Raw genomic sequence first — 19,565 nt, 5'->3', positions numbered from 1 at the left:
ACAGCCAAACACGCAAAATTACAATTTCACCCCAAAGAAACCCTGCGCAATCTTTAACAACTGTGGCATAATAAGCACGATTTAAAGTGCGACTGTTAGCACAATTTACCAAAATTAGCATAAAAAGGCATTTTATGGCACAAGGCATCATCATGGCGGACGTGGCAGGACACACCCTGACGGACGCTGACCAAGAATTTTTACAGCACGCTGAAATCGGCGGCATGATTTTATTTGCAAGAAACGTGGACACGCCTGCCCAAGTGCGCGTGCTGACTGACGCCATGCGTAAAGCCAATTCTGACGTGCTGATTGCCGTTGATCAAGAAGGCGGACGTGTGGCACGTTTTCGTGCAGGATTTTCGCCGCTGCCTGCGATGGGACGGCTTGGCAAGCTGTACGACACGGACGCTGCGGCAGCTCTTGCGCTCGCCTATGATGTCGGCTATCTGATGGCAAGCGAAGTGCTGGCGGTGGGCGTGGATTTTAGCTTTGCGCCTGTGCTGGATATTGATGGGTGCAGTGCGGTGATTGGCGATCGTGCCTTTCATGCCGACACCGCCGCCATCACAGCGCTGTCAGCTCGGCTGATGGACGGTATGCATGACGCTGGCATGGCGACCACGGGCAAGCACTTCCCCGGGCATGGCTCGGTTGCGCCTGATTCGCACGTTGCCGATGCGGTGGACGAGCGCAGTTTTGATGAAATCTGGGAGCAAGACGCCAAAACCTTCGTGCAAACCCTACCAAAACTGGACGCACTCATGCCAGCGCACGTCATTTATCCTAAAGTTGATGATGTGCCAGCAGGATTTTCGCGTGTGTGGCTACAAGACATCGTGCGTGAAAAACTTAGCTTTGATGGCGTGATTTTCTCGGATGATTTATCCATGAAAGCAGCGCACGTTGCAGGCGGTGTGGAAGCGCGTGTGTCGGCTGCCATCGGTGCAGGCTGCGACATGGCTTTGGTGTGTAATAACCGTGATGATGCGCTGCGTGCGGTGGCATTCGCCAAAACGCTTGCGGACGTGCCAAACCGCTTTGCTCGCATGAAAGGCAAAATCCCAGCATGGCAAGGCTCGCTTGAAGCCACTTGCGCTCAATTCCCCCACTGGCAAAACGCCAAAACCAACGTACAGCGTGCGTTTTTTGCCGACACCATAGAGCCAAATAACACCCAAAAAGACCCAACGCAATACTGCTGACAAAAAATCATCTTACAATTTGCCAACGGACAACGCACAATATTCATGCTATATTGTGCGTTTTTGGTTTTGGGCGCCATCTTTGGACAACTTGCTCAAAAATTCACTTCATACACCCGAAAATTCACTTGGTGCAACCAATACACAATCAACTTCCCTAGGTCTTAGCATGGATACAATCAGCGAATGGGTGCTTATCATGATGGATAAGCTCGGCTTGCTTGGCGTGGTGGCGATGATGTTTTTAGAAAACGTCTTTCCACCCATTCCCAGCGAGCTTATCATGCCAGCGGCAGGTTTTGCGGCGGCGATGGGCAAGATGAGTCTATTTGCGGTGATTATCGCAGGGACGCTGGGTGCGGTGCTGGGTGCTTTGCCGCTGTATTATTTGGGGACGCTTTTGGACGAAGCGCGGCTGTATCGCCTTGCCGAACGCTACGGCAAATTTTTGCTCATCACGCCTGCCGATGTACAAAATGCGCAAGCGTGGTTCGCCAAATACGGCAAAACGGTGGTGTTTTTTGGACGCATGATTCCTGCCATTCGCTCGCTGATTTCCATTCCTGCTGGCATGGCACGAATGCCGCTTGTGCCGTTTTTGCTGCTGACTGCGGCGGGTTCAGCCATTTGGACAACGCTTTTGGCGTATGCAGGTTACTTGCTTGGGGCAAATTACGCCGCCGTGGAAACTTTCATCGCACCCATCAGTAAAGGCGTGGCGATTGCCGCTGGTGTGCTGCTTGTCTTTATCGTCATCAAGCGCATTCGCACGGTGTTTTTTAATGGCGAGCGTTCGTAAGCGGCTAAAAAAACCGTCATGGTTCGACAGGCTCACCACGAACGTTTTTTTTAATTCAGCCAAAAATCGCTTGGCAACACGCCTTATCCGAAGTGTGTTACAATAAAAGCTCAATTTGCTTCAATGCAAGTTCAATACAAGCCGTTTCAATTTAAAATTACCATCGCCATGCAAATACTTTCTCACACCACGCCGCCGCTTGCCCATGCGCCTAAAATCGTCTTTTTTGACATTGACGACACGCTGTACATCAAATACGACAATTATGTACCGCCAAGCGTAACCACCGCCCTGCTTGCGCTAAAAGAGCGTGGCATTATGGTGGCGATTGCCACTGGACGTGGGATTTGCGTGTTTCCGCCAGCGATTAACGAGCTGATTGATAAAGTTGGCATTGATTTATTTGTAACCATCAATGGACAATACAACGAATTTCGTGGCGAGCCGCTGGTGGATTTTGCGCTGACGAGCGAGCAAATCCGCACCACCACCGATTTATTAAAACGCAAAAACCTTGCCTATGGCTACATGACGCGCGATGCGATTTTGGCATTTGACGAAACGCCTGCCATGACGGCGGCTTTGACATCGCTGCACATTCCTTATCGTGTGGTGGACAGCTTTGATATGACAACGCCTGTGTACCAAATGCTCACTTTTTATGATGACAACAGCACCATTGATTTGGACTTGCCAAGCGATTTAAAAACTGTGCGTTGGCACGTCTCTGGCGTGGATATTTTGGACGCAAAAGGCTCAAAAGCGCGCGGCATTCAAGCGGTGCTGGACGCTTTGGGGCTTGATTTTAGCGAAGCGATGGCGTTTGGCGATGGGCTGAACGACTTAGAAATGCTGCAAGCGGTAGGCACAGGCGTGGCGATGGGCAATGCACACCCAAATCTTAAAGCGGTGGCGGATTACGTCTGCCCAAATCACACCGACGACGGCATTTATCAAGGTCTAAAAATGCTGGGCGTGATTGATTGACTAATTTTGTCAAATATTCACCACAAAAAACACCGCTCAGCTTGACTTAAATAGTGCTTAAGCGGTGTTTTTTATTGTTGTCATTTTGTGGTGTCGCTTGCGCTGCATCATTTTTCAAATCAGCGCAAACCAACCAATTAACGCATGGTTACAAATTCTTCTGAACCTGTTGGGTGAATGGCTACGGTGTTATCAAAATCAGCTTTGGTTGCCCCCATTTTGATTGCTACTGCAAAGCCTTGGATCATTTCATCAACACCAAAGCCAATGCCGTGTAAGCCCACCACTTTTTCTTCTTTGCCGACACAAACTAATTTCATTCGGCAAGGCTGGCGGTGCTGGGTAACCGCTGTGTACATCGCTGTGAAAGAGGATTTATAGACTTTCACATTTTCTTCGCCATATTGTGCAATCGCTTGTGGCTCGGTTAAGCCAATTGTGCCGATTGGCGGGTGGCTAAATACCACGGTTGGCACAAGATTATAATCTAAATGTTCATTCGGTTTGTTATTGAATAAACGCTCAGATAAACGGCGACCTGCCGCAACCGCCACTGGTGTAAGTTCAATGCCTCCTTCGATAATATCGCCCACCGCATAAATGTTTGGTACATTGGTATTTTGGAATTTATCCACTTTGATGTAGCCACGTTCGTTGGTTTCAACGCCTGCTGCTTGTAGGTTGATCACATCAGTGGCTGGCTCACGACCAATCGCCCAAATTAGCGTTTCAACGGTCGTTTCACGCCCATCTTCAAGTTTTAACGTGAGCGTACCGTCCGCATTTTTAACCACTTCTTGCGGAATGGCTTTGGTGTGAAGCGTGATGTTATCTTGTGCCATCACTTCCATTAAAGTTTCATAAAGCATTGGATCCATCGTGCGAAGCGGTGCGTGTTGGCGAACGAATAAATGCGACTGCACGCCCAAGCTGTTTAACACGCCAGCCAGTTCTACGGCAATATAACCCGCCCCAACAACTGCGGCACTTTTCGGCAGGCTTTCAAGGGCAAACACGCCATCAGAATCGATCCCGTATTCTGCCCCTTTGATATTCGGGCGAGATGGGCGACCGCCTGTGGCAATCAAAATATGATCCGCTGTTACTAGCTCGCTTGTGCCGTCTGCATAGCTGACTTCAAGGGTTTTGGCATCGACAAACTTCGCAAAGCCATTTAAAACATCAACATTGTTTTTGCCTAATACATTGTTGTATGAAGTATGAATACGCGAAATATACGCCTGACGGCTTTCCACTAATTTGGCAAAGTCAAAGTTTTTCACTTCCACATCAAAGCCATAATCAGGGGCATAGCTGTTGATTGCCTCTGCAATTTGTGCCCCGTAGAACATCACTTTTTTCGGCACACAACCTACGTTTACGCAAGTACCGCCTAAATGTTTGGCTTCAATAATCGCACATTTTTTGCCATAGCTCGCCGCACGGTTAATTGATGCAATCCCGCCTGAACCGCCACCAATGGCAACATAATCGTAATGTTTAGTCATAAAGTTATCCTAATTTTGCTGCTAAATTTATTGCTGAGTTTGAGTGTAAAATCTGTTTTGTCAATGTGGTTTTTGGTGCGCCTTGCTCGGTGCAGCTTACCATCGCTTCATTGTACCATAAAATTGTACCACAAAAACAAAACCGCCTGTTTGCCAAGCGGTTTTGATTTGTAAATAACTGCCATAAAAGCGGTTAAAACATCAGAACAACACACGCACACGAATGGTCTCAGGCACCGCGCGCAGGCGTTGTAGTGCTTTTTCTGAGTCGTTATCGTCCACGTCCATCACCAAATAGCCTACGTCGCCTTTGGTCATCATCGATTGCGCGGCGATGTTAATGCCTGCATCGGCAAAGGCTGCGTTGATTTGTGATAGTACGCCCGGCACGTTTTTGTGAATGTGCAGCAAGCGGTGCGTGCCTTCGGTGAACGGGATTGAGACGTTTGGGAAGTTTACTGCGCTGGTGGTGTCGCCTTGGTCTGAATATTTGACGAATTTTTCCGCCACTTCAAGACCGATGTTCGCTTGCGCTTCTTGGGTTGAGCCACCAACGTGCGGCGTCAAAATCACATTATCAAACGCACGCAATGGCGATACAAACTCTTCGTCCGCTGATTTTGGCTCTTTTGGGAATACGTCAATCGCTGCGCCTAGGATTTTTTTGCTTTCTAGTGCTGCCGCCAACGCATCAATGTCCACACAGCCGCCGCGCGCCGCATTGATGAAAAATGCGCCGTCTTTCATTTTGGCAAATTCGGCTGCCGTCATCATGTTGCGTGTGCTTGGCAGGTCAGGAACGTGCAAAGTAACGACGTCCGCTTTTTCAAGCAATTCATCAAGGCTGCCCACTTGCACCGCATTACCCAAAGGCAGCTTGGTGATGGCGTCATGATAAATCACTTTCATGCCAAGGCTTTCGGCAAGCACAGAAAGCTGCGAACCGATTGAGCCATAACCCACGATACCCATGGTTTTGCCACGCACTTCATAGCTGTCTTTGGCAGATTTATTCCAACCGCCACGGTGTACGACTGCGTTTTTCTCTGGCACGCCACGCATCAGCATGATGGTCTCAGCCAGCACCAATTCTGCCACCGAACGTGTGTTTGAATATGGCGCGTTAAACACAGGAATACCAAGCTCCAGCGCCGCTTCTAAATCCACTTGGTTGGTACCAATGCAGTAGCAGCCGATGGCGATTAGCTTTTCGGCAGATTCTAGCACTTTGCGAGTCAGCTGCGTGCGTGAGCGAATGCCGATGAAGTGTGCGTCTTTGATTTTTTCAATCAGCTCTTCTTCGTCAAGCGCGGTTTTGATGTATTCAATGTTTGTGTAGCCTGCTTCGTTCAACACTTTTAGGGCGTTTTCATGCACGCCTTCTAGCAGCAAGAAGCGGATTTTGTCTTTGTGAAGCGATAGGGTCATGGGGTATCCTTAGGAAGGTTTGGCGATAAAAACAACCTATATTTATACACCGATTGCCCCATTTTTGCAACCGCTTACACAAGAAAACTTAAAGAAAAATTTTCATAATAAGATGAAAGAAATTTCATAAGCCTGATTGGGCGGTGAAATTTGCTTGGTTTGTAAATTAAGTTGGTGGCTCGCAGGCTAGGTTGAGCGTTCGTAAGTTGGGTTGAGCAAAGCGAAAACCCAACAAATTTGATGGGCTGTCTTTGGAATGTTGGGTTGCGCTATCGCTAACCCAACTTACGGGCTACCGCTACCCAACCTGCAAGCTCTGTCCCGTTCGCCCTGAGCTTGTCAAAGGGTTAAACTTGTGAAGGATTTGTAAAAAACCGCCATGGCTTGACAGGCTCACCACGAACGGTTTTTTAAACAGTTTTGCGTGAAATGATGGTTTATCACTCGGAATGTTGAGTTACGCTCACGCTAACCCAATCTACAGCCTTAAAAAAACCAACTTGTCAACCAAGCCTACAAACCTCCCAAAAACAAAAAGCCCACCAATCATGATGGACTTTTTGTATGGCTTGATTAAGCAAGCTGTCGGTTTATCACCGATTTGGCTGGCTTATTCGGCAGCATTTTGGTCTTGGTTTTGACCCAGCTCTTCAGCAAACGCCTTGGCGAAGCTGTCTTCCACCGTTTGCGCAGGCTCGCTTTCGCCAGTACCAGCCAGCAAGATGTCATCAAGCGATGGCACAGCTTCGGCAGCCGCTTTTTCGGCGGTGCGCTTGCGGTTTTGATGATAAGCCAGACCCGTACCAGCAGGAATCAAACGACCCACCACCACGTTTTCTTTCAAGCCTGTCAAATCGTCCACTTTGCCCATCGTAGCCGCAGCGGTCAAGACACGCGTGGTCTCTTGGAATGACGCTGCCGAGATGAAGCTTTCGGTTGCAAGACTTGCTTTGGTGATACCCAAAAGCTGACGCTCAAACTGAATTGGGAACTTGTTATTCGCCACAAGCTCTTCGTTCAGCGCACGCACTTTGGCGTATTCCACTTGGTCGCCTTTAAAGTAGCTAGAATCGCCGCCGTCAATCACTTCAACTTTACGCAGCATCTGACGTACAATGACTTCAATGTGCTTATCGTTGATTTTTACGCCTTGCAAGCGATAAACTTCTTGCACTTCATTCACGATGTAGTTGGCAAGTGCGGTTTCGCCTTTTAGACGCAAGATGTCGTGTGGGTTTGATGGGCCGTCTGACACCACTTCGCCACGCTCCACCGTTTCACCTTCAAAGACGTTGATTTGACGCCATTTTGGAATCAGCTCTTCGTGTACGTTGCCATCTTCGTCAGTGATGATGAAACGGTTTTTGCCTTTGGTTTCTTTACCAAAGCTCACCACGCCGCTCATCTCTGCCAAGATTGCATGGTCTTTTGGACGGCGCGCTTCAAACAAGTCAGCAACACGCGGCAGACCACCGGTAATATCTTTGGTACCTGAAGTGGCTTGTGGTACACGGCCTAGCACCGAACCTGCCGCCACCGCTTCGCCTTCAGACACACGAATCACCGTCTCAGCTGGCAAGAAGTAAACCACTTCTTTGCCTTCGGCAGTGTCAAGAATGATGGCAGGACGCAAGTCTTTGGCGATGCTTGGGCGATCCTTACTTGCCAAGATTTCAAACGAACTCATGCCTGTGGTTTCGTCCACTTTCACTGTGGCGGTCATGCCGTCTGTGATGTCGCTAAAGCGTGCTTTACCAGCAAATTCGGTGATGATTGGGTGGGTATGCGGATCCCACTTGGCAATCACATCGCCAGCTGCCACAGCCGCTTCGTCTCGTACCAGCACGTTTGAGCCGTATGGCACTTTATAGCGCTCACGCTCACGGCCTTGGCTGTCTGCCACGCCGATTTCTGCCGAACGTGATACCACAACCAAATGCCCATCAACGTGTTCTACCGTTTTCATGTTATGGAAACGTACCGTACCTGCATTGCCCACAGACACGCTGTTGTCCACTGACGCAGCACTTGCCGCACCACCAACGTGGAACGTACGCATGGTAAGCTGAGTACCCGGCTCACCGATAGACTGCGCCGCCATAACGCCCACAGACTCACCGATGTTCACCAAATGACCGCGCGCCAAATCACGTCCGTAGCACTTCGCACACACGCCATGGCCTGACTCACAGGTAATCACCGAGCGCACCCATACTTCATCAATGGCGTTTTTGTCAAGCAGCTCAACCAAACGCTCATCAATCAGCGTACCAGCCGCCACAACCACGTCGCCATCAGCATTTAGCACATCTTTGGCAGCCACACGACCAAGCACACGATCGCCCAGACGTTCTACGATTTCGCCGCCGTCAATCACAGGTGTCATCAACTGACCTGCTTCTGTGCCACAGTCATCAAGCGTGATGACCAAGTCTTGTGCCACGTCCACCAAACGGCGAGTCAGATAACCTGAGTTCGCAGTTTTCAAGGCGGTATCGGCAAGACCTTTACGCGCACCGTGCGTAGAAATAAAGTACTGCAATACCGTCAAGCCTTCACGGAAGTTCGCCTTAATTGGCGTTTCGATGATAGAGCCGTCTGGTTTTGCCATCAAGCCACGCATACCAGCGAGCTGACGAATCTGCGTTGCACTACCACGAGCGCCAGAGTCTGCCATCATGTAAATTGAGTTGAACGATTTTTCTTGCTCAACTTCACCAGCGGCATTCACCACGCTGTCGGTTGATAGGTTTTCCATCATCGCATTGGCGATTTTATCAGACGTACGAGACCAAATATCAACAACTTTGTTATAGCGCTCACCTGCGGTTACAAAACCTTGCTCAAACTGCTGTTCAATCTCACGCACTTCGGCATCGGCTGCGTCCACGATTTCTTTTTTGGTCGGTGGAATCACCATGTCTTCCATACCGATAGAAATGCCCGACAAAGTCGCTTGGGCAAAGCCTAGGTACATCAGATGGTCGGCAAACATTACCGAATCTTTCACGCCAAGTTTACGGTAGCATGAGTTTAGCAGCTTAGAGATGTTCTTTTTGGTCATCTCTTTGTTGCACTCTTCAAACGCCATACCTTCTGGCATGATGTTCCAAATCAACAAACGACCAGCAACGGTGTCTTTGATTTCTGTGCGTGTGGTTTTCTCGCCAGTTTTTTCGTCAAGCACGGTTTCGGTAACACGCACTTTAATCTTGGCGTTTACTGACAAATCGTCAGAACCAATCGCACGCAAGGCTTCGTTCACGGTAGAAAACACCATACCTTCGCCCTTGGCATTCACATGGCTGCGGCTGATGTAATACAAGCCCAACACCACGTCCTGCGATGGTACGATGATAGGCTCACCGTTCGCTGGCGATAGAATGTTGTTGGTAGACATCATCAACGCACGCGCTTCTAGCTGCGCTTCTAGCGTCAATGGCACGTGTACCGCCATCTGGTCGCCGTCAAAGTCGGCGTTAAATGCCGCACACACCAATGGGTGCAGCTGAATCGCTTTACCTTCAATCAGTACAGGCTCAAACGCTTGCAAGCCCAAACGGTGCAGCGTTGGCGCACGGTTTAGCAACACTGGATGTTCACGAATCACGCTGGCAAGCATATCCCACACCGCAGGCTCTTCACGCTCTACCATTTTCTTGGCGGCTTTGATGGTGCTGGCGATGTTGTTTTGTAGCAATTTGGCATAAGTAAACGGCTTGAACAGCTCAAGCGCCATTTTCTTAGGCAGACCGCACTGATGTAGGCGCAGTGTCGGACCAACCACAATCACCGAACGACCTGAGTAGTCTACACGCTTACCCAACAGGTTTTGACGGAAACGACCTTGCTTACCTTTGATCATGTCTGCCAAAGATTTCAATGGACGTTTGTTTGAACCTGTAATCGCACGGCCACGACGACCATTGTCCAAGAGTGCGTCTACCGCTTCTTGCAACATACGTTTTTCGTTACGCACGATGATGTCAGGTGCGTTTAGCTCAAGCAGGCGTTTTAGGCGGTTGTTACGGTTGATGACACGGCGATACAAGTCGTTCAAATCAGAAGTTGCAAAACGACCACCTTCAAGCGGTACCAACGGACGCAAATCTGGCGGCAACACAGGCAACACCGTCATTACCATCCATTCAGGCTTGTTGCCAGAATCACGGAAAGATTCTAGCAGCTGCAGGCGTTTTGACATTTTTTTCAGCTTGGTTTCTGAGCCAGTTTGCGGAATTGCCGCACGCAGCTCATCAATCTCACCGTCCACGTCAATATCACGCAGCAAGTCTTGTACCGCTTCTGCACCCATCTTGGCAATGAACTCATCGCCATATTGCTCAAGCGCAGTAAAATACTCTTCATCGTCCAAAAGCTGATACTTTTCAAGACCTGTCATGCCCGGGTCGGTTACGATGTAGCTTTCAAAATACAGCACACGCTCAATATCACGCAGCGTGATGTCAAGCAAAAGACCGATACGGCTTGGCAAAGATTTCAAGAACCAAATGTGCGCCACTGGGCTGGCAAGCTCAATATGACCCATGCGCTCACGGCGAACTTTAGCAACAGTAACTTCTACGCCACATTTTTCGCAAATGATGCCTTGGAATTTACGGCGCTTATATTTGCCACACAAGCACTCAAAATCTTTTACAGGGCCAAAAATCTTGGCACAAAACAGACCATCACGCTCAGGCTTGAAAGTGCGGTAGTTGATGGTTTCTGGCTTTTTCACTTCGCCATGCGACCATGATTTGATGGTGTCTGGCGACGCCAAAGAAATCTGAATACTATCAAATTCCTTCATGCCTGAATCGGCAGGGCCTTTCATGATGTCTAACAAATCTTTCAAAAGGATTCTCCGTTGTATTCGTCAATAAGTCCCAGACACAATGCGTGTCTGGGTAGCGGCTAGGCTTGCAATATTATTTCTTTTCTTTCAAGTCAATATTGATGCCCAGCGAGCGAATTTCTTTGGTCAATACATTGAACGACTCCGGCATGCCGGGATTCATGTACTGTTCGCCATCAACGATGTTCTTATACATGCGTGTACGGCCTTCAACGTCGTCCGACTTCACGGTAAGCATTTCTTGCAAGGTGTAAGTCGCGCCATATGCTTCTAGCGCCCACACTTCCATCTCACCAAAACGCTGACCACCAAACTGCGCTTTACCACCCAGCGGCTGCTGAGTTACCAAGCTGTACGAGCCTGTTGAACGCGCGTGCATCTTGTCATCAACCAAGTGGTTCAGCTTGAGCATGTACATATAGCCCACGGTAACAGGACGGTCAAATTTCTTACCTGTGCGGCCGTCATACAGCGTTTGCTGACCTGTTGGCGACAAATCGGCAAGCTCAAGCAAGGCTTTGATTTGCGTTTCTTTCGCGCCATCAAATACCGCTGTACCCATTGGCACGCCTTGACGTAGGTTTTTGGCAAGCGCCAACAAGTCTTCATCAGACAGGCTGTTCAAATCCACTTGCTCACCGCCAACTTGGTTATAAATCTTGTCAAGGAACTCACGCAGTTCAGCCACCGCCGCTTGCGCTTTTAGCATTTGATCAATCTTATCGCCCAAGCCTTTTGCCGCCATACCAAGGTGCGTTTCTAGCACCTGACCGATATTCATACGCGATGGTACGCCCAGCGGGTTTAGCACGATGTCCACAGGGTTGCCATTTTCATCATAAGGCATGTCTTCTACTGGCATGATGCGTGATACCACGCCTTTGTTACCATGACGACCTGCCATCTTATCGCCCGGCTGAATGCGGCGTTTCACCGCCAAATACACCTTAACGATTTTTTGTACGCCATGCGCCAAATCATCGCCTTGGGTCAGCTTGCGTTTCTTATCGGCAAATTTATTGTCAATGTCTTTTTGTTTTTCGCTTAGGTATTCAGCGATTTGCGTCAAACGCTCAGACACTTCTTCTTCGGCAGGCTGAATGTCAAGCAAGGTCTCAAGTGGCAGATTTTCAAGATTTTCTGCGCTCAATACCGTGCCTGCTTTAAAGCCAGCGCCGCCGCTTACGGTTTTGCCAGACAATAGACTGACGATACGACCACGAGCCGCTGCTTCAAAGATGTTCAGCTCTTCTTTTAGGTCTTTGCGGTAGTTGTCCAGCATGGCTTTTTCAATCGCTTTAGCACGGCTGTCTTTTTCCAAGCCATCACGAGTGAATACCTGCACATCAATCACCGTACCTTTAGTAGATGACGGCACACGCAAAGATGTGTCTTTTACGTCAGCGGCTTTTTCACCGAAAATCGCACGCAAAAGTTTTTCTTCTGGTGTCAGCTGGCTTTCGCCTTTTGGCGTTACCTTGCCCACCAAAATATCGCCTGCGTCCACTTCTGCACCGATGTACACGATGCCCGCTTCGTCAAGATTTGACAACGCCGCTTCGCCCACGTTTGGAATATCGGCAGTGATTTCTTCAGGCCCAAGTTTGGTGTCGCGCGCCACACAGGTCAGCTCTTGAATGTGAATGGTAGTAAAGCGGTCTTCTTGTACCACACGCTCAGACAGCAAAATCGAGTCTTCAAAGTTATAGCCATTCCAAGGCATGAACGCCACACGCATATTTTGACCAAGCGCCAACTCACCAAGGTCGGTAGATGGGCCGTCCGCCAAGATATCACCGCGCGCAATCACATCGCCTTCGTTCACGATGATGCGCTGGTTGATACAGGTGTTTTGGTTTGAGCGGGTGTATTTGATCAGGTTATAAATATCAATACCTGCTTCACCTGCGGTCATTTCGTCTTCGTTCACACGCACGATCACACGGCTGGCGTCCACTTCTTCAATCACGCCGCCACGCTTGGCAACCACACACACACCAGAATCGCGTGCCACATGGCGCTCCATGCCCGTACCCACAAGCGGCTTATCGCTGCGCAAAGTCGGTACAGCCTGACGCTGCATGTTCGCACCCATCAATGCACGGTTTGCGTCATCATGCTCTAGGAACGGAATCAAACTTGCCGCTACAGACACCACTTGGCGTGGCGATACGTCCATATGCGTTACTTTATCCACACCCATACGCACCGATTCGCCTTGATAGCGCACCATAACCATCTCTTCGGTCAGCTCGCCTTGATCGTTCATTGGCGAGTCTGCCTGTGCAATCACCGCACCCACTTCTTCAATGGCAGACATATATTCAATGTCGTCTGTAACTTTGCCATCAATCACGCGGCGATATGGCGTTTCTAGGAAGCCGAAGTTGTTGGTCTTGGCAAATACCGCCAAAGAGTTAATCAAACCAATGTTTGGGCCTTCAGGCGTTTCAATCGGACACACACGGCCGTAGTGGGTGTTATGTACGTCACGCACTTCAAAGCCAGCACGCTCACGAGTCAAACCGCCCGGGCCAAGCGCAGAAACACGGCGCTTATGCGTGATTTCTGACAATGGGTTGTTTTGGTCCATGAACTGCGAAAGCTGCGATGAACCAAAGAATTCTTTGATTGCCGCTGCCACAGGTTTTGAGTTGATCAAATCTTGTGGTGATAGATTGTCAGACTCAGCTGCAGTCAGACGCTCTTTTACCGCACGCTCCACACGCGCAAGACCAATGCGGAATTGGTTTTCGGTCATCTCGCCTACAGAGCGGATACGGCGGTTACCCAAGTGGTCAATGTCGTCCACTTCGCCGCGGCCGTTACGGATTTCGATCAACTCTTTTAGCACGTCCACGATGTCAGCATTTGACAGTACGCCTTGATCGCGCTGCACGTCTGGATCGTCAGTTTCTACAAATTCACGACCCAAGCGGCGGTTGAACTTCATGCGGCCAACGTTTGACAAATCATAACGCTCTTGGCTAAAGAACATAGATTCAAACAGTTTTTCTGCCGTTTCTAGGGTTGGCGGCTCACCCGGACGCATGACTTTATAGATTTCAATCAAGGCTTCTTCACGGCTGGTTACGGTGTCAGCACGCAGTGTGTCTGCGATGTATGCGCCGTGATCGATGTCGTTGGTGAATAGGATTTTAAAGCCTTTGATGTCTTTGTCGGCAAGTTTTACCAGTAGCTCGTGGTCAATCAGCGTATTTGCACGTGCAATCACTTCATCGTGATACACGATGTCTTCTGCCAAAATGCGCTCGTACAGGTATTCATCAGGCACGGCAAGTTTGGTCATGCCAGCTGCCTGAATTTCCTTGATGCGGCGTGCGTTGATGCGCTTGCCCTGCTCAACGATTACCTTGCCATCTGGCGATACAATGTCAAATTGTGCCATCTCGCCTTGCAAACGCTCAGCAATCAGCTCCACTTCAAAAGACTCTTCGCCTTTGAATACTTGCACCGTTTCAAAGAAAGTCGCCAAAATGTCGGCAGTGTTCATGCCGATGGCACGCAAAATAATGGTCGCCAAAAGTTTACGGCGGCGGTCAATACGCGCGTACACCAAATCTTTTACGTCAAATTCAAAATCAAGCCACGAACCACGGTATGGAATGATGCGTGCGTTATACAGCACTTTACCGCTAGAATGTGATTTGCCCTTGTCGTGGTCAAAGAACACGCCCGGAGAGCGGTGCAACTGCGATACAATCACACGCTCGGTGCCGTTGATGATGAACGTACCGTTTTCGGTCATCAATGGGATTTCGCCCATGTAGACGTTTTGTTCACGAATGTCTTTGATGGCGGCTTTGCTGTCTTTATCCTTGCTGTCTTTGTCTTTAATCACCAAGCGGATTTTGACACGCAAAGGCGCAGCAAACGTTGAGCCACGCATGATGCACTCGCGCTCATCAAATTCAGGCTCGCCCAAATAATACTCTACAAATTGCAACTCGGCATTGCCCGAGTGGCTATAAATTGGGAAAATAGACGAAAAAGCCGCTTGCAAGCCCACATTCGCACGGGCTTTTGGCTTTTTGTGTTCTTGCAAAAACTGCTCGTAAGAATCTACTTGGATTGCCAACAAGTATGGCACGTCCATGACGTCTGGAAGTTGTGAAAAACTTTTACGAATGCGTTTTTTTTCAGTATAAGAATATGCCATTAAGATTCCTTACGTTAAACTTAGGAAGGCACGCCCGCACAGCCAACGCCACGCAGCGCACGCCCACCCAACTGATTAAAACCACAAGATCAACCACAAAACGCGGTTTTGATGGCAAAACACCTGCGCCATCAATGATCGGACAAACTCACATCGCACAAACCATCGCCAAACAAATCATTCAATGGCGTCCCTATTACACCAAATCATCATCTGTCTCACCAATGCTTCATGCCGCATTTAAAATCACGCTAAAGCACGCTATCACAAGCATTTTGCCAAATCAGCCTGCCTAATACAGCCTTAAAATCTATCAAAATTGCTTTGTTTTTGGCAGTTTTAGCCAAGATAACCTTATGCAGCTGCCTAATTTCACGCTCGATGCCATCATCAAATGTCTTTTCGTGTAAATGCTTAAAACTTAAAAGCCATCAAACACACTGAAAAACAATCAGACACGAAAAAACGCCAAGCACGAAACGTACTTAGCTTAGCCAAGTTTGGTGAATAAAAAGACTGTCTGCATAGGGAAAGTTTGTCCTTTTGTCGGTGTGCAGGTTTGTTTAGCCCAACCAATGCGCCAAAAGCCGTGCAAAACACCAAAGGTCAAATTCCAAATTATAATACAAAAAAACCAATAATGCAAGAACATTATTGGTTTTTTCTTAATTTTCACGGTGGGCAAGCAAAGCAATCTTTGCTCACCGCACTGCGTCAATTTGTAAAGCGTTAGATAATCAAAAAGATTATTTAAGCTCAACAGAAGCGCCAGCTTCTTCAAGTTTCTTCTTAAGCTCTTCAGCTTCAGCTTTAGAAGCACCTTCTTTAACAGTTTGTGGTGCGCCTTCAACCAAGTCTTTCGCTTCTTTAAGGCCAAGACCAGTAACTTCACGCACAACTTTAATAACTGCAACTTTTTTGTCGCCGCCGTTAGTAAGAACAACGTTGAAGTCGTCTTTCTCTTCAGCTGCGCCACCAGCGTCGCCGCCAGCTGCAGGTGCTGCTGCTAGTGCAGCTGCTGATACACCAAACTTCTCTTCCATTGCAGAGATAAGTTCAACGATTTCCATTACTGATTTTTCAGCGATGGCGTCTAGGATTTGTTCGTTAGTAAGTGACATAGCAATCATTCCTAATTAGTAAATTGAATAAAGTAAACCAAAATACGCTAACCGCGCGCGACTTATGCCGCTTCTGCTTGTAGCTTGTCGCGAAGGGCTGCCAAGGTGCGAGCAAGTTTGCCTGCCGCTGCTTCTTTCATAGTGCCCATCAAACGTGCGATAGCTTCTTCGTAAGTTGGTAGAGTTGCCAAGCGATCGATTGATTTTGCGTCGATGAATTCGCCTTCAAACGCTGCGCCTTTGATTTCAAACTTGTCGTTGGCTTTTGCAAATTCTTTGAACAAGCGTGCTGCTGCACCCGGATGTTCTTTTGAGAATGCAATCAAAGTAGGACCAACGAATACGTCATTCAAGCAAGCAAAGCTGCTGTCTTCAAGCGCACGGCGCAACAAAGTGTTACGAACGATACGCATATCAACGCCAGCTTCACGAGCTTTCTTACGAAGTTCGGTCATCTGTGCTACGGTTACGCCACGAGAGTCAGCAACCACAGCAGAAAGGGCAACATTGGCAACTTCACTTACTTCAGCAACAATTGCTTGTTTGTCTTGAAGATTTAGTGCCATGGGTTGTCTCCATATTTATCGTCTCAAAACTGCCGAAACGATAAGCAAATTTTACAAACGCTGAAAACGTTTGCACCAATACGGCGACCAGATTGATCGTTCCGTCTGCGTAGGCGTATGATTTTATTCATAATTTACATCAATGCTTGAGAACAATCATTGATACCTACGGTCTTAGACAGCACAACCCGTTGTGCTGAACTAATAATATTAATTCGTCATCGTTGCTGCTTGTGTTATTTTTAATTAAACACGGGTCAAGCAGCAACGGTTTTGCTTAAATAAGCAAATTATTTGTTCGCACGGTGTGGAACTGGGTCAATCGCAAGGCCCGGACCCATAGTGCTAGACAGCGTGATCTTCTTGATGTAGATACCTTTAGAAGTTGCTGGTTTTGCACGTTTCAAATCGTTCAATAGCGCAGTTGCGTTTTGTTCGATTTGCTCACCAGTGAAACCTACTTGACCGATAGAAGCGTGGATAATACCTGCTTTGTCTACACGGTACTGAGCCTGACCTGCTTTGGTGTTTTTCACCGCAGTAGCAACGTCAGCAGTTACTGTGCCAACTTTTGGGTTTGGCATAAGACCGCGTGGGCCTAGGATTGTACCCAACTGACCTACCACACGCATTGCGTCTGGAGATGCAATCACAACATCAAAGTCCATGTTACCAGCTTTGATGCTTTCTGCCAAATCTTCAAAACCTACCACGTCAGCGCCTGCTTCTTTAGCAGCGTCTGCTGCTGCGCCTTGAGCAAATACTGCAACACGCTTGGTTTTGCCAGTACCTGCAGGAAGGTTGGTTGCACCACGAACCACTTGGTCAGATTTACGTGGATCAACGCCTAGGTTGATAGCGATGTCGATAGATTCTTTGAATTTTGCCGCTGGCAAGTCATTCAAAATCGCAACCGCTTCTTCGATGGTGTATAGTTTGTTGCTATCAACTTTTTCGTTGATCAGCTTTTGACGCTTAGTTAGCTTAGCCATTACACACCCTCCACGTTAAGACCCATTGAGCGAGCAGTACCAGCGATAGTACGGATTGCAGCTTCTAGGTCAGCAGCGGTGAGATCCGCTTCTTTGGTTTTCACGATTTCTTCAAGTTGCGCGCGAGTTACAGTACCAACTTTAGTTTTGTTTGGCACGCTTGAACCTTTAGCAACGCCAGCCGCCTTGCGTAGCAATACTGCTGCTGGTGGCGACTTCATGATGAAGGTGAAAGACTTGTCATTAAATACGGTGATTACAACTGGAATTGGCAAGCCCGGCTCAAAGTTCGCTGATGCAGCGTTGAACTCTTTACAGAATGCCATGATGTTCACACCTTTTTGACCCAAAGCTGGACCAATCGGTGGTGATGGGTTTGCCTTACCAGCAGGCACTTGCAGCTTGATGTAGCCATCAATCTTCTTTGCCATGAGATATTCTCCGATAGTGGGTGATAACGCTAAAATTAGCTCCCCGAGTATTTCAAAAATACAAGCAAGAATGCCTTATTTGTATTTTTCGCTAAAAAGCTTCAGAAAGCAATTTACGCCATCTGAAGCGAATTTTTCTATTATAACACAATTAAACCAGCTTTTCAACCTTTGTAAATTCCAATTCTACATCGGTTGGGCGGTTAAATACGCTGACGGTCAAGTGAAGTTTAGATTTGTCATAATCCACTTTTTTCACCAAGCCTTTGAAGTCAGTGAACGGGCCATCAATCACCAACACTTCTTCGCCCGGCTCAAACAAAGTCTTCGGACGTGGTGTGTCGCCGCCTTTTTGGATACGGTTCAAAATGCGGTCGGCTTCCACTTGGGTGATTGGCGCAGGATTTTCTGGAGTGCCACCAATAAAGCCTGTGATGTTTGGGCAATCTTTCACAACGTGCCAAGTGTCTTCAGTCATCTCCATGTTAATCAATACATAACCCGGAAACAACTTATGCTCAACGGTGCGTTTTTTGCCTTCACGCATTTCAACCACTTCTTCGGTTGGCACAAGCACATCGCCAAACTGCTCTTCTAAGCCGCTGCGCTTGATGCGCTCAATCAATGAACGCTGTACTTGTTTTTCATAGCCTGAAAACGCTTGGATAATATACCAACGCATGACAATACCCCGTAAATCCTATTAGTATGAACTTGTTTTTCGTCTGGACTTTTCGTGCAATCTGATCAGTGCAAGATAAAACCAAGCAAATAATTGAACGCATTATCCAAAAGCCACACGATAAAGCCGACAATAATCATCACAACAATGACTTGCCAAGTGTAGCGAATGGTTTCGTTTTTGGTCGGCCAAGTAACTCGGCGTAGCTCAATGCCTGCGTCTTTAAGCAGTACTTTAAAGGCGCGCCCTTGGTTGGTCAAAGCCAGACACACAATCGCAAACACCACCAGCGCCACTGTGATACCAAGCTGCGTCCATACGTCATTCGCCTGCGCCCAATAGCGTGGCAAATACTGCGAAACCAGCGTTGATGCAATCAGCGCAACGATAGCCAAAAGCCACAAAATCATGTCTTTGGCAGAACGTGTTGTCGCAACATCTACGATGTTTTCCTTAGAAACGGTAACGGGCTGTTTTGATGAGGGCGTTGCCGTGTCGGTCTGGGTATCAAGACGTGTTTTATTATCACTCATGCAGGAATAAGCCTTGGACTGACCAATACGAAAATAAAGAAATGGTGTGGAGAAATAAAGATGGCAGGCGACGAGGGACTCGAACCCCCAACCTGCGGATTTGGAGTCCGCTGCTCTACCAATTGAGCCAGTCGCCTAGGGTGTTAAGGATTGCTATTATAGCAAAGATTTTAGTAAATGCAACCTTTTTATTGAAAATTTTTTATTTTCTTTGCCAATGATTTCATTTACCCTGCTTCCGCCCTTTTTCCTTCTCCAAAAACCCAAAAAGCAAA

At 48.1% G+C, this 19,565-nt stretch carries 14 protein-coding genes and 1 tRNA gene; 4 read left to right on the top strand and 11 right to left on the bottom strand.

The annotated features are described in order from the left end of the window. Positions 1 to 134 precede the first annotated feature (134 nt). From nagZ to B0181_RS00150, 3 genes are all read left to right on the top strand, one after another. Positions 135 to 1,205 carry a beta-N-acetylhexosaminidase gene (gene nagZ, locus B0181_RS00160; protein ID WP_078275476.1) on the top strand — a complete coding sequence of 357 codons (1,071 nt, stop codon included), beginning with the start codon at positions 135 to 137 and terminating at the stop codon, positions 1,203 to 1,205. Between the two features lie 169 nt (positions 1,206 to 1,374). Then, complete coding sequence (locus tag B0181_RS00155; protein ID WP_078275475.1) at positions 1,375 to 2,004, top strand: DedA family protein; 630 nt, start codon at positions 1,375 to 1,377, stop codon at positions 2,002 to 2,004. Between the two features lie 168 nt (positions 2,005 to 2,172). Next, the gene (locus tag B0181_RS00150) at positions 2,173 to 2,991 is read left to right on the top strand and encodes a Cof-type HAD-IIB family hydrolase (RefSeq protein ID WP_078275493.1); all 819 of its coding nucleotides are present in this window, start codon (positions 2,173 to 2,175) and stop codon (positions 2,989 to 2,991) included. A gap of 137 nt (positions 2,992 to 3,128) precedes the next feature. On the opposite strand, the gene gorA is transcribed toward B0181_RS00150, so the two are convergent. The 4 genes from gorA to rpoB all read right to left on the bottom strand — a co-directional run bounded on the left by gorA (position 3,129) and on the right by rpoB (position 14,965). Continuing rightward, complete coding sequence (gene gorA / locus B0181_RS00145) at positions 3,129 to 4,499, bottom strand: glutathione-disulfide reductase (RefSeq protein ID WP_078275474.1); 1,371 nt, start codon at positions 4,497 to 4,499, stop codon at positions 3,129 to 3,131. Between the two features lie 201 nt (positions 4,500 to 4,700). Next, positions 4,701 to 5,927, bottom strand: coding sequence for a phosphoglycerate dehydrogenase (gene serA / locus B0181_RS00135; protein ID WP_078275472.1), 1,227 nt, complete (start codon positions 5,925 to 5,927; stop codon positions 4,701 to 4,703). A gap of 610 nt (positions 5,928 to 6,537) precedes the next feature. Continuing rightward, positions 6,538 to 10,785 (bottom strand): DNA-directed RNA polymerase subunit beta', encoded by a 4,248-nt coding sequence (gene rpoC, locus B0181_RS00130; protein WP_078275471.1) that lies wholly within the window; start codon positions 10,783 to 10,785, stop codon positions 6,538 to 6,540. A 73-nt stretch (positions 10,786 to 10,858) separates the two neighbouring features. Continuing rightward, positions 10,859 to 14,965, bottom strand: a complete 4,107-nt coding sequence (rpoB, locus tag B0181_RS00125; protein WP_078275470.1) for a DNA-directed RNA polymerase subunit beta — start codon at positions 14,963 to 14,965, stop codon at positions 10,859 to 10,861. Between rpoB and B0181_RS11845 the strand changes: the two genes are divergently transcribed. After that, complete coding sequence (locus B0181_RS11845) at positions 14,959 to 15,261, top strand: hypothetical protein (protein ID WP_115338083.1); 303 nt, start codon at positions 14,959 to 14,961, stop codon at positions 15,259 to 15,261. The genes rpoB and B0181_RS11845 overlap by 7 nt on opposite strands. A 450-nt stretch (positions 15,262 to 15,711) precedes the next feature. Here the strand turns inward: B0181_RS11845 and rplL are convergent, their stop codons facing one another. From rplL to B0181_RS00090, 7 genes are all read right to left on the bottom strand, one after another. Further along, positions 15,712 to 16,086, bottom strand: a complete 375-nt coding sequence (gene rplL / locus B0181_RS00120; protein WP_078275469.1) for a 50S ribosomal protein L7/L12 — start codon at positions 16,084 to 16,086, stop codon at positions 15,712 to 15,714. 62 nt (positions 16,087 to 16,148) lie between these two features. Next, positions 16,149 to 16,652 (bottom strand): 50S ribosomal protein L10, encoded by a 504-nt coding sequence (gene rplJ / locus B0181_RS00115; RefSeq protein ID WP_078275468.1) that lies wholly within the window; start codon positions 16,650 to 16,652, stop codon positions 16,149 to 16,151. A 290-nt stretch (positions 16,653 to 16,942) separates the two neighbouring features. After that, the gene (gene rplA / locus B0181_RS00110) at positions 16,943 to 17,644 is read right to left on the bottom strand and encodes a 50S ribosomal protein L1 (RefSeq protein ID WP_078275467.1); all 702 of its coding nucleotides are present in this window, start codon (positions 17,642 to 17,644) and stop codon (positions 16,943 to 16,945) included. Then, positions 17,644 to 18,075 carry a 50S ribosomal protein L11 gene (gene rplK, locus B0181_RS00105; protein WP_078275466.1) on the bottom strand — a complete coding sequence of 144 codons (432 nt, stop codon included), beginning with the start codon at positions 18,073 to 18,075 and terminating at the stop codon, positions 17,644 to 17,646. Before rplK ends, rplA begins: the two co-directional genes overlap by 1 nt. Before the next feature lie 151 nt (positions 18,076 to 18,226). Continuing rightward, entirely contained in the window at positions 18,227 to 18,757 is a 531-nt protein-coding gene (nusG, locus tag B0181_RS00100) for a transcription termination/antitermination protein NusG (protein ID WP_078275465.1), read from the bottom strand. Positions 18,758 to 18,822: 65 nt separating this feature from the next. Continuing rightward, positions 18,823 to 19,290, bottom strand: a complete 468-nt coding sequence (gene secE, locus B0181_RS00095; protein WP_078275464.1) for a preprotein translocase subunit SecE — start codon at positions 19,288 to 19,290, stop codon at positions 18,823 to 18,825. Between the two features lie 61 nt (positions 19,291 to 19,351). Then, positions 19,352 to 19,427: transfer RNA gene (locus B0181_RS00090), tRNA-Trp, on the bottom strand. Between the last annotated feature and the right edge of the window lie 138 nt (positions 19,428 to 19,565).

This window comes from Moraxella caviae, from assembly GCF_002014985.1.
Lineage (GTDB): Bacteria > Pseudomonadota > Gammaproteobacteria > Pseudomonadales > Moraxellaceae > Moraxella > Moraxella caviae.
The sequence above is the reverse complement of the archived record's forward strand: the minus strand, read 5'-3'. Positions and strand labels throughout refer to the sequence as shown.

What these genes read in the sequence shown, in the direction of transcription:
- rplK (WP_078275466.1), bottom strand. Translation starts at nt 18,075, where the DNA reads ATGGCAAAGAAGATTGATGGCTACATCAAGCTGCAAGTGCCTGCTGGT.
- gorA (WP_078275474.1), bottom strand. Translation starts at nt 4,499, where the DNA reads ATGACTAAACATTACGATTATGTTGCCATTGGTGGCGGTTCAGGCGGG.
- serA (WP_078275472.1), bottom strand. Translation starts at nt 5,927, where the DNA reads ATGACCCTATCGCTTCACAAAGACAAAATCCGCTTCTTGCTGCTAGAA.
- B0181_RS00150 (WP_078275493.1), top strand. Translation starts at nt 2,173, where the DNA reads ATGCAAATACTTTCTCACACCACGCCGCCGCTTGCCCATGCGCCTAAA.
- rplA (WP_078275467.1), bottom strand. Translation starts at nt 17,644, where the DNA reads ATGGCTAAGCTAACTAAGCGTCAAAAGCTGATCAACGAAAAAGTTGAT.
- rplJ (WP_078275468.1), bottom strand. Translation starts at nt 16,652, where the DNA reads ATGGCACTAAATCTTCAAGACAAACAAGCAATTGTTGCTGAAGTAAGT.
- secE (WP_078275464.1), bottom strand. Translation starts at nt 19,290, where the DNA reads ATGAGTGATAATAAAACACGTCTTGATACCCAGACCGACACGGCAACG.
- rpoB (WP_078275470.1), bottom strand. Translation starts at nt 14,965, where the DNA reads ATGGCATATTCTTATACTGAAAAAAAACGCATTCGTAAAAGTTTTTCA.
- nusG (WP_078275465.1), bottom strand. Translation starts at nt 18,757, where the DNA reads ATGCGTTGGTATATTATCCAAGCGTTTTCAGGCTATGAAAAACAAGTA.
- nagZ (WP_078275476.1), top strand. Translation starts at nt 135, where the DNA reads ATGGCACAAGGCATCATCATGGCGGACGTGGCAGGACACACCCTGACG.
- rplL (WP_078275469.1), bottom strand. Translation starts at nt 16,086, where the DNA reads ATGTCACTTACTAACGAACAAATCCTAGACGCCATCGCTGAAAAATCA.
- B0181_RS00155 (WP_078275475.1), top strand. Translation starts at nt 1,375, where the DNA reads ATGGATACAATCAGCGAATGGGTGCTTATCATGATGGATAAGCTCGGC.
- B0181_RS11845 (WP_115338083.1), top strand. Translation starts at nt 14,959, where the DNA reads ATGCCATTAAGATTCCTTACGTTAAACTTAGGAAGGCACGCCCGCACA.